Source organism: Subsaxibacter sp. CAU 1640 (assembly GCF_023156585.1).
Lineage (GTDB): Bacteria > Bacteroidota > Bacteroidia > Flavobacteriales > Flavobacteriaceae > JBPOFM01.
Genome location: NZ_JALNMI010000001.1, coordinates 810,248 through 827,768, shown reverse-complemented (window position 1 = coordinate 827,768; position 17,521 = coordinate 810,248). Strand labels below are relative to the sequence as shown.

12 protein-coding genes are annotated in these 17,521 nt (G+C 42.8%); 11 read left to right on the top strand and 1 reads right to left on the bottom strand.

Annotation, left to right across the window (positions count from 1 at the left end; all coding sequences use genetic code 11):
- Positions 1-49: 49 nt before the first annotated feature.
- From M0G43_RS03580 to M0G43_RS03555, 6 genes are all read left to right on the top strand, one after another.
- On the top strand, positions 50-580 hold the full coding sequence (locus M0G43_RS03580) for a hypothetical protein (protein ID WP_248023564.1): 531 nt from the start codon (positions 50-52) through the stop codon (positions 578-580).
- A 171-nt stretch (positions 581-751) separates the two neighbouring features.
- Positions 752-3,010 (top strand): LysM peptidoglycan-binding domain-containing protein, encoded by a 2,259-nt coding sequence (locus M0G43_RS03575; RefSeq protein WP_248023563.1) that lies wholly within the window; start codon positions 752-754, stop codon positions 3,008-3,010.
- 88 nt (positions 3,011-3,098) lie between these two features.
- A complete protein-coding gene (locus tag M0G43_RS03570; RefSeq protein WP_248023561.1) occupies positions 3,099-8,096 on the top strand; it encodes a gliding motility-associated C-terminal domain-containing protein in 4,998 nt (1,665 codons plus the stop codon).
- Between the two features lie 13 nt (positions 8,097-8,109).
- Complete coding sequence (locus tag M0G43_RS03565) at positions 8,110-9,054, top strand: type IX secretion system membrane protein PorP/SprF (protein ID WP_248023559.1); 945 nt, start codon at positions 8,110-8,112, stop codon at positions 9,052-9,054.
- 10 nt (positions 9,055-9,064) lie between these two features.
- Complete coding sequence (locus M0G43_RS03560) at positions 9,065-10,933, top strand: OmpA family protein (RefSeq protein ID WP_248023557.1); 1,869 nt, start codon at positions 9,065-9,067, stop codon at positions 10,931-10,933.
- Positions 10,934-11,156: 223 nt separating this feature from the next.
- Complete coding sequence (locus tag M0G43_RS03555; protein WP_248023554.1) at positions 11,157-11,624, top strand: hypothetical protein; 468 nt, start codon at positions 11,157-11,159, stop codon at positions 11,622-11,624.
- A gap of 253 nt (positions 11,625-11,877) precedes the next feature.
- Here the strand turns inward: M0G43_RS03555 and M0G43_RS03550 are convergent, their stop codons facing one another.
- A complete protein-coding gene (locus M0G43_RS03550; RefSeq protein WP_248023552.1) occupies positions 11,878-13,842 on the bottom strand; it encodes a tail fiber domain-containing protein in 1,965 nt (654 codons plus the stop codon).
- Positions 13,843-14,132: 290 nt separating this feature from the next.
- Here M0G43_RS03550 and M0G43_RS03545 point away from each other — a divergent pair, with 290 nt between their 5' ends.
- From M0G43_RS03545 to M0G43_RS03525, 5 genes are all read left to right on the top strand, one after another.
- A complete protein-coding gene (locus M0G43_RS03545) occupies positions 14,133-14,912 on the top strand; it encodes a HipA family kinase (RefSeq protein ID WP_248023550.1) in 780 nt (259 codons plus the stop codon).
- Entirely contained in the window at positions 14,902-15,285 is a 384-nt protein-coding gene (locus M0G43_RS03540; RefSeq protein ID WP_248023548.1) for a DUF3037 domain-containing protein, read from the top strand. The genes M0G43_RS03545 and M0G43_RS03540 overlap by 11 nt, the downstream gene beginning before the upstream one ends.
- 223 nt (positions 15,286-15,508) lie before the next feature.
- Positions 15,509-16,255, top strand: a complete 747-nt coding sequence (locus M0G43_RS03535) for a hypothetical protein (protein WP_248023547.1) — start codon at positions 15,509-15,511, stop codon at positions 16,253-16,255.
- A gap of 124 nt (positions 16,256-16,379) precedes the next feature.
- A complete protein-coding gene (locus M0G43_RS03530; protein ID WP_248023546.1) occupies positions 16,380-16,580 on the top strand; it encodes a hypothetical protein in 201 nt (66 codons plus the stop codon).
- Between the two features lie 468 nt (positions 16,581-17,048).
- A complete protein-coding gene (locus M0G43_RS03525; RefSeq protein WP_248023545.1) occupies positions 17,049-17,492 on the top strand; it encodes a response regulator in 444 nt (147 codons plus the stop codon).
- Positions 17,493-17,521 lie beyond the last annotated feature (29 nt).

The following is a 17,521-nucleotide window of genomic DNA, read 5'->3' as shown; positions in this document are numbered from 1 at the left end:
CATCATTGTGACCAAAAATTTTCTACATTGGTCACATAATCATTTAATAATGTTTACTGTCAAAGTCAGTGATGAATTATATGAACATTGCCTTAAAGTGGCAAACAATCATAATTTTGGCAATCGCTACACTGCGAATGGCTCGAAAGAGCAGCAACTCACCGGCATTATTGGACAATCGGTGGTGATGAATGGTTTGGGTCTTGGAATTGTTGACGGAAGCGATGGTTTTGACAATGGCATAGATTTGATAATCAATTCAAAAAAAATCGACGTCAAAACCATGGGAAGAACAACGGATGTGAAACCCAATTTTACCAACAACTTTCTAAAACTTCAGGATTATTTTGAAACGGACATTTACATATTTTGCAGTTATCATAAATTGAAAAAAGAAGTGACGGTTTGCGGCTGGATTGATAAAGCAACATTCTCGAATAAACGCTCACTTTTTCCCAAAGGTTCTGTTCGTCAAAGATCAGACGGAACAACTTTTACAACATTCGCAGATTTATACGAGATAGATATGAAATATTTGAATGACGTAAACAGTTTTGACGAATTAAAAAGTCAACTTTGATTATTTTAAGGCTTTAAAATGTCGAATCTTCAATTTTAGGGTGTCAACTTAACGATTTGTTAATAACATCTTGATAACAACCTGCGCTTGGCGCATTTCTGTACCTTTTTTTTCTAATTTTATCCTGCCAACAACTCCCAAAAGCCTATTGACAAAGAGTATCAAACGACTATGAGGAACGTTTTTTTGTGTTTATCAATGTTTTTTCTGTGTATTTTAGTGGGAAATGCGCAAGAAAACATCATCAAACATACCGTCTCTAAAGGGGAAACGGTTTTTCAATTGTCAAGAAGGTACAACGTTTCTCCCGAAGAAATTTATGCCCTGAATCCTTCTGCTGTTGATGTTATCAAAATCGGTGAAGAATTATCCATTCCTGTAAAAGACAACTTACCAGCGCAGCAATCTTCTTTAAATACAATCAGTTCTTCTTCAAACACCATAACATATGCTGTAGTTTCAGGTGATACAAAATATAGTTTGGCCAGAAGGTTTGGCATTTCCATTGAAGAGTTTGAGCGACAAAATCCGCACACCATTAACGGCCTGCAAGCAGGTCACATTTTGAAGATTCAGAGCAATGAAAAAGCTTCAAGGGTTGCAAATGTTGATATTAAGAAAGCCCATTTGGTACTTAAAGGGCAGACACTTTGGGGAATTTCGAGAGATAATGGACTGACCGTTGAGCAGTTGGTAAATGCAAATTCCGATATTTTGAATGGTATTTTACAAATCGGTCAGGTTTTAAAAATCCCATACCCATACAATATCAACAGTAGTGATAGTGCCACATATGTTGTGCAACGCGGCGATACAAAATTTGGACTTTCAAAAAAATATGGTGTTACGATTGAAGAACTCGAAAGAGTCAATCCTCATATTGTAAGAATGTTGATGGCTGGCCATACCATAGTGATTCCAGGTGACTCAAATGAGGTTGTATCCAATAATATTCCGGAGGAATCTAATCCTGAGGTAGAAACTACTGAAACGATTGCAGATAGCACAGCTCCTGATTCGGTTGAAGAAATCATTCAGGAAGAACCAACAACCGAGCGAGCAACTGAATTCACCACCCAACAACCAAAAGAAAACGTCAATGCGTCCAATCAAACGATAGCATCCACATCTTTTATGGACTATGAAGTGCGACCAAAAGAGACATTATATGGTTTGTCGAAAAAAGCTGGAATGACCATTTCTGATTTTGTGGATTTGAATCCCGAAGTTGCGAATGGTGTTAAAATTGGTATGATTGTCAAAATGCCTTCCAAAGATTTCAACGCTACAACTGAAACTGTTGATCCCGTTTTAGCCACCAAAACTTCAACTTATAAATATGCAGATTTAAGTAAGTCCATTCAGGTTACAAAGAGAAACCAAATAGCATTATTTCTTCCTTTTTCGGAAAATAAATTTACTGACGAGTACAGACAAAATATTAATTTCAAAGAAGTTTCAGACGATTTCATTAGAGAGCATCTCGAATTTTACAGAGGAGCTCAAATTGCTGAAGATTCGGCGAGATCTTTAGGTCTGGACTTTAAAATTAACATTATTGAAACGAGTAATTCTAAAAGGAACACGCGAGCAGGCGTTCTAGCCAAAGAACATGGATTAGAAAATTATGATGCAGTGATTTTACCTTTTTATGATGATATAGAAGAGGTGGCAGCTTTAACTAAAACCAATAACATTCCTGTAATATCCGCGTCTAGTTTAATAACGGAGCATGGCATGAATAACATTTATAATGGTGTCCCAAGTCTTAATTCGAGCAGAAATATCATGTTAGATTATATGACTTCTTTAGGCGGAAACATTATTGTGGTCTGTGATGTCGCTCGTAAAGAAAGTCAATCCTATATTTCCAATTATACGCCTACGGCAAAATTTGTTGAAGTCAATAAAAAAGGAATTTTTAATTCTGACGAGTTGGTTTCAATGTTTGATAAGAATAAGGTCAACTATGTCATTCTCGAAAGTGACAAGAATAGTGTTTTTTTAAGCACCACGAATTTACTTTTAGGTCAACTTTCTGAACACGCCATACAATTGGCACTTTTAGATAAATCTCTGATACCTAATACAGATGAAATTTCTCAAAAGAGATTTATAATTTTACAGATGCTGCACCCATCCTTAACATCATTAAATCAGTCATCTTTGGCTTCAAATTTTATTGAAGCGTATAAAAAAACTTATAGTGTAGAACCAGGAGTTAATGTAAAATACGGTTTTGATCTAACTTTTGACACTTTGTTGAGACTATCTCAAGGTAAAAATTTTGAAGCTTCAGCCAAAAGTGATATCACCGAATATACAAACTTAAAATTCAATTATAAAGTGAATAATGTTGGTAGCTACGAGAACAAAGGAATGTATATAATACAGTATAATACTGATGGTACCTTAAAAGAAGTTAAATAAATATATTTTGGCATTTCGTTTATTCTGCTAAATTTGTACATCCGATTTTTGTGCAGTTCATCGGACGATAGACTAACAAAGCCTACTTATGACTAAACAACCGCGTCAATATAGTCTTAAAATACTGATACTTACATCTCTTATGTGTGTATTAGGGTTTGTAAGTGCTTTTTCACAATGTCCCACCGTCATCAATCCTACTCAATCATTTTGTGATGTTCAAGCACCTACAATATCCAATTTAACGGCAATTGATAATGGTGGTGGAATAAGATGGTATGCAACTGCAACATCTACTTCAGCTCTATCTCCAGCCACCGGGTTAATAAATGGTGAAGATTATTATGCCGATGATAATTCTGGAACATGTGGAGCAAGACAACGTGTAGAAGTCCTAATTTATGGAGCCCCAACAGGTCTCAATTTTCAAGGAGTTTGTGTTGATGATCCAATGGATGCTACCATTTCAGATTTGGTGGCCAATGGTAATGATGTTAGATGGTATAGTGTTTCAAGTGGAGGCACGGCTCTCTCACCTTCCACAGTCTTGATGGATAACACAATTTATTATGCTGATCAATCCAATCCTTTTACTGGCTGTAGAACCTCGAGGCTATCTGTTTTTGTAAATGTTGGAGTGGTTCCTGTACCTACTGGAGATGCCCTCCAAGAATTTTGCTCTGACCAACAACCTGGCCCAACTGTTGCAGATCTTGTGGCAAGTGGAAACAATAATTGGTATTCGACAATTTCATCCGCATTGCCTTTAGATCCTTCAACTCCTTTGGTAGATGGGGCAAGTTATTTTGCAACAACTGTTGATCCCCCTTGCGAGAGTATAGAGCGATTTGAAATTGTTGTGGTGTTCAATATGCCTAATGATCCTGGTGCCAACGGAGCTATTGAGATATGTGAAACAGATGTTGCCTCTATACAACATATAGATCTCTTTGACGGGCTTAACGGTTCACCCATGTCAGGTGGAACTTGGATTGGTCCTTTTCCAACGACAAATGGAAGTATAGGTACAGTAAATATCACCACAATGACTGTCGTAGGAAGTCCTTATGTTTTCACATACACAGTGGATTCGAATGCTGGGTGTTCACAAGCCACATCAACTGTGACTGTCACCATTTTGCCTCCGCCAAATGCGGGCAGCAATGGCGCTTTGACACTGTGCGGGAACGATTCGCCTGTGGACCTGTTTGACAGTCTCGGCGGAACGCCTGATGCCGGTGGAAGCTGGAGCCCTGCACTGACTAGCGGAAATGGAGTCTTTGACCCTGCCGTCGACCCTGCAGGAACATACACATACACCGTTTCTGGAACGCCTCCGTGCAACGATGCCTCCGCAACTGTGACTGTCACCATTCTGCCTCCGCCGAACGCGGGAACAAATGGGTCGCTACAGATTTGTGAAAGTGGTTTGCCTGAAGATTTATTTAATAGTTTAGGAGGAACACCTGTAAGCGGTGGAACTTGGAGCCCTGCACTGGCTAGTGGGACTGGAGTCTTCGACCCTGCCGTCGATGCGCCGGGAACGTACACATACACCATCACTGGAACACCTCCCTGCAACGATGAATCCGCAACGGTGACCGTCACCATTTTGCCTCCGCCAAATGCGGGCAGCAATGGCGCTTTGACACTGTGCGGGAACGATTCGCCAGTGGACCTGTTTGACAGTCTCGGCGGAACGCCTGATGCCGGTGGAAGCTGGAGCCCTGCACTGGCAAGCGGAACTGGCGTCTTCGACCCTGCCGTTGATCCTGCCGGAACATATATTTACACCGTTTCCGGAACGCCTCCTTGTACCGATGCATCCGCAACAGTGACCGTTACGGTTTTGCCTCCGCCGAACGCGGGAACAAATGGATCGGTGACCTTCTGTGAGAGCGGAACGCCTGTTGACCTCTTTGACAGCCTCGGTGGAACACCTGATACAGGCGGGACCTGGAGCCCTGCACTGGCAAGCGGAACTGGTGTCTTCGACCCTGCCGTTGATCCTGCAGGAACATACATATATACCGTCACCGGCACACCTCCCTGCAACGATGAGTCCGCAACGGTGACCGTGACAATCTTGCCTCCGCCAAATGCGGGAACAAATGGATCGTTGACACTGTGCGGAAACAATTCTCCCGTGGACCTTTTTGACAGTCTTGGTGGAACACCTGATGCTGGCGGTACCTGGAGCCCTGCACTGGCAAGCGGAACTGGAGTCTTCGACCCTGCCGTTGATCCTGCCGGAACATATGTTTACACCGTTTCAGGAACGCCTCCTTGCACCGATGCATCCGCAACGGTGACCGTTACGGTTTTGCCTCCACCGAATGCCGGAACAAATGGTTCGGTGACCTTCTGCGGAAACGGAACACCTGTTGACCTCTTTGACAGCCTTGGTGGAACACCTGATACAGGCGGGACCTGGAGCCCTGCACTGGCAAGCGGGACCGGAGTCTTCGACCCTGCGGTCGATGCACCCGGAACATATACATACACTATCACCGGCACACCTCCCTGCAACGATGAATCCGCAACGGTGACCGTGACAATCTTGCCTCCGCCAAATGCGGGAACAAATGGATCTTTGACTCTGTGTGGGAACAATTCGCCCGTGGACCTTTTTAATAGTCTCGGCGGAACGCCTGATGCCGGTGGAAGCTGGAGCCCTGCACTGACTAGCGGAAATGGAGTCTTTGACCCTGCCGTCGACCCTGCAGGAACATACACTTACACCGTTTCCGGAACGCCTCCTTGTACCGATGCATCCTCAACGGTGACCGTTACGGTTTTGCCTCCGCCGAACGCGGGAACAAATGGGTCGGTGACCTTCTGCGAGAGCGGAACACCTGTTGACCTCTTTGACAGTCTCGGTGGAACGCCTGATACAGGAGGGACCTGGAGCCCTGCACTGGCTAGTGGGACTGGAGTCTTCGACCCTGCCGTCGATGCGCCGGGAACGTACACATACACCATCACTGGAACACCTCCCTGCAACGATGAATCCGCAACGGTGACCGTCACCATTTTGCCTCCGCCAAATGCGGGCAGCAATGGCGCTTTGACACTGTGCGGGAACGATTCGCCTGTGGACCTGTTTGACAGTCTCGGCGGAACGCCTGATGCCGGTGGAAGCTGGAGCCCTGCACTGGTAAGCGGGACTGGAGTCTTCAACCCTGCTGTTGATCCTGCCGGAACATATGTTTACACCGTTTCAGGAACGCCTCCGTGTACCGATGCATCCGCAACGGTGACCGTCACGGTTTTGCCTCCGCCAAATGCGGGAACAAATGGATCGGTGACCTTCTGCGAGAGCGGAACGCCTGTTGACCTCTTTGACAGCCTTGGTGGAACGCCTGATACTGGCGGAACCTGGAGCCCTGCACTGGCAAGCGGGACTGGCGTCTTCGACCCTGCGGTCGATGCACCAGGAACATACACATATACCATCGCTGGCACACCTCCCTGCAACGATGAGTCCGCAACGGTGACCGTCACAATCTTGCCTCCACCAAATGCGGGAACAAATGGATCATTGACTCTGTGTGGTAACAATTCGCCCGTGGACCTTTTTAATAGTCTCGGCGGAACGCCTGATACGGGCGGGACCTGGAGCCCTGCACTGGCAAGCGGAACTGGTATCTTCGACCCTGCCGTTGATCCTGCAGGAACATACACTTACACCGTTTCAGGAACGCCTCCTTGTACCGATGCATCCGCAACGGTGACCGTCACGGTTTTGCCTCCGCCGAACGCGGGAACAAATGGGTCGCTACAGATTTGTGAAAGCGGTTTGCCTGAAGATTTATTTAATAGTTTAGGAGGAACACCTGTAAGCGGTGGAACTTGGAGCCCTGCACTGGCGAGTGGAACTGGAGTCTTCGACCCTGCGGTTGATACACCTGGAATCTATACCTACACAGTCAATGGCACCTCTTCTTGCAGCGCTAGCGCAACTGTAACTGTAAGTTTTGTTTTAGACCCTAATGCTGGAACAGATGGAGCCATAACTTTTTGTAATAATGATGCTGCAACGGATCTCTTTAATGCTTTAGGCGGAACTCCAGATGCAGGTGGAACTTGGAGTCCTGCTTTGGCAAGCGGAACAGGCTTATTTGATCCTTTAGTGGATATTGCTGGAACATATACTTACACCGTTGATGCTGTGCTACCTTGTCGAGGAACTTCATCGGCACAAGTTGTTGTAACAATCAATCAACCTCCTGATGCTACAGGGGCAACACTCGAGGCTGAAAATGTATGTCTCGGATTGGACAATGCAGTAACTATTTCAAATGCTACTCAATTACTCGATGGCAATTATGATATTGTTTATGATTTAACTGGTGTAAATACTGCTCAAGGTATGGCAACTGTAAATTTTGTTGGTGGTACAACAAACTTTACAATTCCAACATCCCTTTTGGTTAACCCAGGCAACACAACTGTTACAATTTTTCAACTCATATCTGTTGACACACAATGTGGCGCTGATGTTTCGGTTATTGCTCCTATCTCTTTTGAAGTGTATGATGCTCCAACTCCAACATCAGTCCCTGGTGGCAATTCTTTCTGCGAAGAAGACAATCCAACTATTCAAGAGTTATCAGCAAATATTCTTGAAACAGAAACAATAACCTGGTATGATGCCCCTACAGACGGAAATGCTTATCAACCAGATGAGTTATTGATTGATGGAAATACATACTATGCATCTCTTACTACGAGCAATGGCTGCGAAAGTGTGGTGCGTTTAGAGGTTACAGTTGTAGTAGAAATGTGTGAAGAATTAGACTTTTTCATTCCGGATGGGTTTTCTCCGAATGGAGATGGCACAAATGACGATTTTGACATTCCGAACATCAGGACCTTGTTTCCAAATTTCACATTAGAGATTTTCAACAGATATGGCAATGTGTTGTACAAGGGAAATAAAGACACACCTAACTGGGATGGAAAATCTAAAAAAGGTTCAACTCTGGGCAACTCTGTGCTGCCTGTGGGAGTTTATTTTTACATTTTGGAGTTTAACGATGGTGTAAGAGAGCCTGTACAAGGAAGGGTATATTTAAGCAGATGATGAAAGGGTTTTTATGACAAGAAAATTTATAGCATATAGTTTTAAAGCTTTCATTTGGTTGATGGGGTTTATGGCATTAGCCCAACAAGATCCTCAATACACTCAATATATGTATAATATGAGTGTCATCAATCCTGCTTATGCTACAGATACTCCTGGCGCCATTAATTTGGGAGTTCTGTATCGCACACAATGGGTTGGCTCTGTTGGAGGCCCTCAAACCGGTTCATTTTTTGGACATACATCTATAACCAACCGTTTGGAAGGTGGCCTTTCAATAGTTCACGATGAGATCGGCGACGTTGTCAAAGAAACCAATGTCTATGCAGATGTTGCTTACATAATTCCTGTAAGTGAAAAGAACAAGTTGTCTTTTGGTCTAAAAGCTGGTGCTACCTTTTTCAGCACCAATTTCAATGGCTTTGTGTATTCCGATCCGGAACCCGATCCTGCATTTGCAAATAATTTGAGTAAAACATTTCCAAATGTTGGTGTTGGAGCTTTCTTTTTTGGCGAGCAATATTATGTTGGCCTCTCTGCACCCAATCTTTTAAAATCCAAACACCTCGATAGTGATAGTGGAATCATTGCTGCTGGAGCCGAAGAACTTCATATGTTCTTGACAGGTGGCTATGTTTTCAATCTTAATGAGAATTTAAAACTCAAACCTGCTTTTATGACAAAAGCTGTTGCCGGAGCGCCATTGTCTTTAGATTTGACCGTCAACACCTTAATAAATAATTTTGTGGAAGTGGGTGCAGGCTACCGATTTGATGATGCCGTCAGCGGATTGGTAAATATTAGAATATCGCCATCGCTTCGAGTGGGATACGCCTATGATTATACCATCAGCAATCTCGGAAGATTTAATTCAGGATCTCACGAGATTATGATTTTATTTGATATCAATCGTTTAATTCCTAATAAAGGCTATGATAAATCGCCAAGGTTTTTCTAAAACGCTACCTATGAAGAAAGTATATCTATTTATTTTTTTATTGGTTACGGGCTTTTCAGGATTCGGACAACGTGCTACTCTCAAAAGAGCCAACACATTGTTTGCCAATAAATCGTATGTAGAAGCGGCCGTGATGTATCAGCAGTTAGATCAGACCCAAGAAGTTCTTCAAAATTTGGGTGATTCTTACTATTACAATTCCCAAATGTCATCTGCCAAAACTCCTTATACTAAATTATACTTGACCTATACAGATAGCGTGCCTCCTGAAGTGCTCTTTAGATATGCCAATACGCTAAAAGCATTAAATGATTATGAAGAAGGCGATAAAATAATGGGCAAATATCTTGGCTATGCTGTTGACACTAAAAAATTCAAGGAAAATCTAAAAAAAATAGTACCATACAATTACGAAATCAAACGGATGACTGAAAACACCTCAACAGGTGATTTCGGAATGAATTTTTATGGAGACAAAGTGGTCTTTGCATCCTTTAGAAACAGTGAAAATCCCACCTATCATTGGAACCAAAGACCTTATCTCGACCTTTATGAAGCTCGAGTCAGTCCCGATAAGGAACTTAAGGACATCAAACCATTTTCAGATAGCATTAACACAAAAACGCACGAGAGCAATGCCACGTTTTCTTCTGATGGAAAAACAATGTACTTCTCTAGAACCAATGATAAACGAGTGTTGATAGATGATGTTGAAATTGCCACAGTGAAACTCTACAGAGCGGAGTTGGTAGATGGGAGCTGGACCAATGTGACCGTTTTGCCATTTTGCAGTGACCTTTTCTCTACACAGCATCCTATGTTGAACAAAGATGAAACAAGGCTTTATTTCTCAAGCGATCGACCTGGAACTATGGGTTCTTTTGATATTTATTACGTTAATATTACTGGCGACAGTTTTGGCGAGCCCGTGAATATGGGTCCAACCATCAATACAAAACATCGCGAGCAATTTCCTTATATAGATTCTGACGAAACCTTATATTTTGCTTCAGATGGACATCAAGGTTTGGGAGGATTAGACATTTTTATGAGTAAAATTTTTGATGGTTTTTATTCAAAACCGTTGAATCTTGGCGAAACCATCAATACCGGAATGGACGATTTCTCTTATGTGTTGAATGAAGATGAAGAGACTGGGTATTTGTCATCCAATAGAGATGTTGGTGATAATCTATATTCATTCACTAGAAAGGAAAATCCGCGTCGATTTATTGTTACTGGAGATGTACGCGACAAAAACAGTAAGAATTTATTGCCAGGAACTACAGTGACATTGTTCGATGAGCAAGGTACAGTTGTCGGACAAATGGTGGTTGGCGAAGATGCAGAGTATATTTTCAATACAGAACCAAATACCAAATATAAGATTGAAGCCTACCGAGATTTCTACATTCCAACGGTTGAAGATTTGGTGACCAATGATGATGGTCGCATTGAATTCAATATAGAATTGGAAATAGAATCATATGATGATGCCGAAGAAATTGTAGTCACTAAAGATGATGGTTATATCTATATTGAATTAGAGAATATTTATTTTGATTTCAATAAATGGGACATTAAGCCTCAAGCGGCAAGAACACTGGATGTTTTGGTTAACCTGTTAAAAAAGTATGACCGAATGGAAATACAACTGGGAGCACATACCGACAACAGAGCTTCAGAAGAATATAACTTGCGACTTTCTAGAAACAGAGCAGCTGCCACTTTGGAATATCTTGTGGAAAACGGCATTGACAGACGTCGTTTACGTTCCAAAGGTTATGGTGAGAGTCAACCATTGGTTAAGTGTGGCGACAATTGTACTGAAGAAGAACATTCCATCAACCGTCGTTGTGAGTTCTTGATATTGAAATAATCAATGATTTCTTATATAAAGATTAGTTCATCATCTTGCCTAAATTCATAGGAATTTCAGATTGTTTATTCTGAATGCCAATCGTGTGACATAGTCTTAAAATTTCCATAAGGATTTAACACGAATATAAAATAGGGCTTCACATCACCTGTGAAACATTTTGTATCTTTATACGTCTTTAGTTTAAGACCATCTTGATAGTTTAAAATAAACAACCACCCATATGAAGAATTTTACCCAGAATTTTCTCAAATGCCTTGTCTTCTGGCTATTGGTTCCATTAGATATAGTTGCTCAAGACATACCAAAAACTCCTTCACAAGTAATTCCTATAGAAGGAGAGCAAGTTACTTCGCCAAGAAATACATTTGTTGATTACCACAGTTATATTTTACAGCAGGACAAATTTCGTTTTAGAAGTGAAATCAAAAAAGAGAAGTTGAACAGTGATTTTCTTGAATATGCTTCCGCCAATAACAACATTCGTATTTCCAAACTAGATTATTTGAAATTAGTAAGGCATGCGGTTAATCAAAGTGATAGTAAAGCAGAATTTATAGATAGAATGAGAATTCTTTTTCCAGACGAAGAAGATGCGTTTACAAATGCTTTAAGTTTGGAGTCATTTTATGACAGTACGCGCTCAACTACTTTTTATGGGTATTTTGATGGGATGCCGAGAATCTGGTGACCTCGTTTCACACAAAGCATCCTCAAGACTCTGGTATTTTGTCGAAAATATTTGATTTTATCCAAAGTATTTCAGTAGTTTGAGTATCATTAGATTGTTATCCTATGTCATTTCGATTGCCTTTCATCTCATTTTTTTCTTTGTTATCTTCAAGTGATAGCTTTCTTTCTGATGACAATTATCTTTTATGTGTGTAAGAAAATACCCGTGTTGACTTGGAGTTTACTTGGAGAATGGCTCTAGCTATACTTCCTTACCTATTACTTATATCTGTCCTTAACTTCGGATTTGTATTGATGATATCTTTATCTGATGACGCTGTTTCTAGTAATTCAACTTTGTTTTGCAACTGTTCATATTTTTCAAGGAGTGTCATCATCTGGTTGTTTAAATTCTTCAATTCTTGATTATCTTTTTCCAGTTGTTCTATTTTGGTGTTTAGAGCCTTGATAGCCTGTACATACATGGCGTCGTAAGTGCCATAGGCCGTTTGATAAAATCCTTGGTTATCCAATTCGACATTTTCTGGATAGACCTCCATCAATTCTTGTGCTATGAATCCGTATTGGATACCTTCTGGTCGTGCCGTTCCTGTGTGGGTATCATTCCATTCGTAGGTGACCCCTCTCATTTGTAATAGCTTTTGCAATGCCTGTTCTTCCGAAAAGGTCACAATATTTTTTTTGAGACGGCTGTCGCTATTGGCAAGCCAATCGCCTGCTGTGGATTTGGACGCCGTGCCGTTGACTTCCAATAAGTTCGTTGTAGGAATTCTTGAAAGTCCCATTCGGCCATTTTTTAGCATTGTTAAAGCATTATTAGACGTGTTATTGGCAACTACAAACAGTCGATCTGTACCAACGTTTGCTGTTGTGCTTATTGGTGTATAAGCAGCACTTGCATAGCCCAGTACAGTCTCGTTAAAAGAATATGAAATCACTTGCGTTCCCAATGCTCTAGAATTGACCCCTCTAGCTTCAGTATCTTCTCCTAAAGCAAATGAATTTAGTGCGGTTGCAATGGTCTCGCCTCCCATCATCGCCACCGAACTGTTCCCATTGGCCAAACCGCCGACACTGAAACTGTAGTCCCCAGAGGCAGTGCCCGTATGGAAGGCCGCGGACCTGATGCCCGATGCGTCTCCACCTGTACCCGCAAACGCATAATCTCCAGATGCACTGGAACTGTCTCCAAGTGAAACCGACGACACTCCTGTTGCCGAGGCGTCATATCCCATGGCGATGGCGTAGTCGCCATTGGTGAGGGCTTGAGGGCCGAAGGCCAGGGCGTGGTCGCCAGTAGCAGATGCCGAATCCCCAAAGGCAAAGGCCGCTTCGCTGTTGGTCTCTCCCCCCATCATCGCCACCGAACTGTTCCCATTGGCCAAACCGCCGACACTGAAACTGTAGTCCCCAGAGGCCATGCCCGTATGGAAGGCCGCGGACCTGATGCCCGATGCGTCTCCACCTGTACCCGCAAAGGCATAATCTCCAGATGCACTGGAACTGTCTCCAAGCGAAACCGACGACACTCCTGTTGCCGAGGCGTCATATCCCATGGCAATGGCGTAGTCGCCATTGGTGAGGGCTTGAGGGCCGAAGGCCAGGGCGTGGTCGCCAGTAGCAGATGCCGAATCCCCAAAGGCAAAGGCCGCTTCGCTGTTGGTCTCTCCCCCCATCATCGCCACCGAACTGTCCCCATTGGCCTGACCCAGTATGCTAAAACTATAATTACCAGGAGCTGATCCAGCTCCTATTGTGGTGGATCCTATACCGACATTCACATCATTCCATTCTGATCCGTAAGATTCACCTACCCTAAATGCTCCCTTGCTTTTATCAAAATACATTTTTATTCCGCTTCCAATTAAATCCGTGTCACCCACCACAAAATCGTCATTGGCAACATCTGTCGTATTTTGAATAATACCACCGATGCTTTGAAATTCGCCACCAGCAGCTGTGGAGATGTTTCTCCACACCGTGCCATCGTAAAACCAAAAGCCTACAGTGTTATTGGTTTGATAGACCAAAAGGCCAGTTGCCGGAGTGCCGATGGCCAGTCGTTGTGCCTGTGTCATTCTTGGCACCAATACTCCTGCTGTAGTACTTGATACTTCCAATACAGAAGACGGGTCGGGTGTGGTGGTTCCTATACCTATTTGTGCTGAAGTCATAGCCGACAGTAGCAAGGTAAATGTGAATATGATATGTTTCATGATATGCGGTTTTTTTGAAGTTTTCATTCATTTGACTTTTAGGTAGGTCATTGTGGAGATTACAGGTGTGTTCTTTACATCGAGACGTTTTGAAAATGTCATCAAAAAAAATCCCACCTACTAGATCGTCTTCTTTTCTCTGTTATATGATTGTCAATGCCATTCATTTTTAAAACTATTGCCCACTAATTACCCACGAGGCTTATATAAATTGGACTATCGCTCGAACAAGATGTATAGAAACCTGTTAAGATTCGGAACACTACCTAACTTTTTCTATCTTCGCTAACATGAAACCATTGGACCTTCGTACCGTACAGGTTGTACAGTATATCAAACCCCTTCGAGAAGGTGGTTCCCTTCCTGCCATTGTAAAGGCTGATGACGGCTTTCAGTACGTTTTGAAGTTTAGAGGTGCCGGGCAGGGTACGAAAGCGTTGATAGCCGAATTGATGGGTGGCGAATTGGCCCGTGCCATTGGCCTAAAAGTACCCGAGTTGGTTTTTATGATGCTCGACGATTCTTTTAGCAAGACCGAGCCCGATGAGGAGATCCAGGATTTGCTAAAGTTCAGTGTTGGGCTTAATCTTGGCCTTCATTTTTTGTCGAGTGCCATGACCTATGACCCTTTGGTAACCCCAGTGGATGCCTATACTGCGTCGAAAGTAGTGCTGTTGGACAGTTTGATCAGCAATATTGATCGCACTGCCAAGAACACCAATCTGTTGCATTGGAATCGCGAGTTGTGGGCCATTGACCATGGTGCCAGTTTTTACTTTCACCACCAATGGGCTACGTGGGAGCAACATCTGACGCGGACATTCCCTTTAGTCAAGGATCATGTATTGCTCTCCCAAGCCACGCAGTTACGCGACGTGGCATCGGAGATCAAGGCCACACTCACCGATGCTATTATTGCCTCTATCATTGCCAGCATCCCCGATGAGTGGTTGCGGCATGAGTCCGATAATTTAAGCCCCGACGCCATGCGTGCCAACTATCATCGTTATTTAACGTCGCGATTAGAGCGTATGGATTTATTACTAAAAGAAGCTGAAGATGCACGATAAGCACGTTTTTGAATATGCGTTGATACGGATGGTCCCCAAAGTAGAGCGGGAAGAGTTCTTCAATGTGGGTGTGATCTTGTATTGCAAGCGCCATAAATTTCTGGATGTCCGCTATCATCTGGACCCTCGGAAGTTGGCCCTTTTTTCCAAAGATTTGGACTTTGAGGAATTGAACTCCTATTTACATTCGTGGAAACTCATTTGCGAAGGCGCTCCCGCTGGAGGCGCTATCGGTCGACTGGAGCTCTCCGACCGTTTTCGTTGGCTTACTGCCTGTAGAAGTACCATGCTTCAAAGTTCGGACACCCATTCGGGCCTTTGTGACGATCCGCAGCAGGAACTCGACAGCCTTTTTGAGACCTTTGTTTTGTAAGAGCACCCTTTTTTGCCGACACCATTCGATACTGTCTGTTGCGCACTTACCTAAGCTCTTGTGATAGCACCTCTTGTTTTATTCAAAAAAAATCACGTAGTTTGATATCCTCTCCCTAGAAGCTTGAAATGGTCATTTCGCAGATGGCCCAATCGTTACATTGTATCATTAATACCTTTTTTATATGGCCCGGTATGACAGTTTTATCAAGTTTAGAGGTTCGATGGGTGGACTTACCTTTTATGATACCAAGGATGGGCAACAGATAGCCAAGTCCAAAAATAGAAAGTACCAGCCCACACAGGAAGGCACCTTGCGCAACAATAAAGAGTTTGGCGGTGCTGCAGCACTTTGCACACACTTTCGGTACAGTATTTTGAGTACCAAAGTGCATTTTAGTGGGCAGGATTTGTGTGGCCGTTTGAATGGGAAGTTTCGGCTAGTGATTGGGGAGGGCAAGGGTGTGTTGGGCCAGCGCGATTTTGACCTGAAGACCCATCCAAAGCATTTGTTGGGTTTCTCCTTTAACAAGCAACGATCGATACGTTCAGCCCTTTCGGAGACGCTACTCGATTTAGAGATCAACGAGACCCGAGATTTGGTACGTTGGACGTTGCCCAGTTTTGTACCCCAAGACATGGTGCGTCTGCCAGAAGGCACGACCCATTTTCAATTGCTATTGGTTGCCACGCAGGTGAGTCCGGGGTATTACGACGAGGCGTTGCAAGGCTATAAACAGCAGTATGCGGTAGAACCCCATTCGGGAGGGGTTGTGTATAGTGCGATGTTGGACCTGAAGGCTCCAACGATAGAAGCTTTTACGCTCACCGCAGTGCCAGGACGGCATTTGCCTACACCTGATGCCATGGCTGTGGTGGTGTGTGCTGGTGTGGTATTTTTTAGTGAACTTACTGGTAAGCTTATGCCTATGCAGGACGGAAGGGCTTTGGATGTTTTGGGGGTGGGGTGATTTTTAAAATTAATCTAGGAAATAAGAGTGAAGGATCATTGTTGAAAAATCATTCGTAAAGGCTTGAATCATGATTCAGAAAAAAGGTAATTATTTGTAAATTGCATTAAAACATTGACTTTATATGCAAAACGGCAGTATAATTACACGAGCTGATTTTATGGCCTTTTATCGAAATGATGAACAACTCAATACACTGACTGTGGATGACCGTATTGAAATTTTCCAAACTATATTGGTAGGAAGTTCAGACATTACAACTAGCTTGTTGGAGGATTTATTGAGTGATTATTCGGTTACTAATCTGACGGCAAAAGAAATATAAATACTAACCCATTTTAATATGCGCAATCCAAAATGGCACAGAGACGAAATCATATTGGCTCTTGATTTATATTTTTAAACCCAATGGCTGCATTTTAAAATATCAACAACGATTACCTATTTTTCCCCTCCATCTTATAGTGATGTTTGCTAGCTGCACCAAAGGTATTGGAATACGTTCTTCGGACCTTTGTCGCCAAAGCTTTGATTTTAACACCCCAAAGTTGAACTTAATTAGAATGTTAAAGTAGCCATATCAAATAAATCCTTAAATTAGTCTCGCAATTGAGAGATTTTCCCTCGCTAGTATCTATCATTTGGCAGTTAGAATTGACTTTTACCCAATGGCATGAGTTGTAACTTCAATGTAGACACTCAAGTTTCAAAAGGTCTAACGCTTAAGTTTATCTTGCCGTCATACTTGTGACTATCCCCTCAATCTGTTAGATTTTAAAAACCCTTGATATGCATGGATAAGGTACTCAACCTACTGCTTGCCGATGATGATGTCGATGATTGCGACTTTTTTAAGGACGCGCTCGAAGAAATGGATCTTTCTGTCAATTTCTCCACTGTAAGCAATGGTGTTGAATTGATGGCCTTGCTTCGAACAGCCGATGTGCCCCATCCTAACCTCTTGTTTTTGGACCTCAACATGCCCAAGAAATCGGGTATGGAATGCATAGAAGAGATCAAAACCTCGGATGCTATGCGTGACATTCCCATTGTGGTGTTTTCGACCTCTATGGATGCTGGTGTTGTGGACAAACTATATAACCTTGGTGCTCACTATTATATTCAAAAACCAGGGGAATTCAAACATCTGAAGGCAGTTATCAAAAAGGCGATCACCTCTTTTACACATGAACAAGGTCCCCAACCTTCCAAAGAACAATTTATCATACAACCTTAACTATATCCATGGGTCATCATAACACGCCC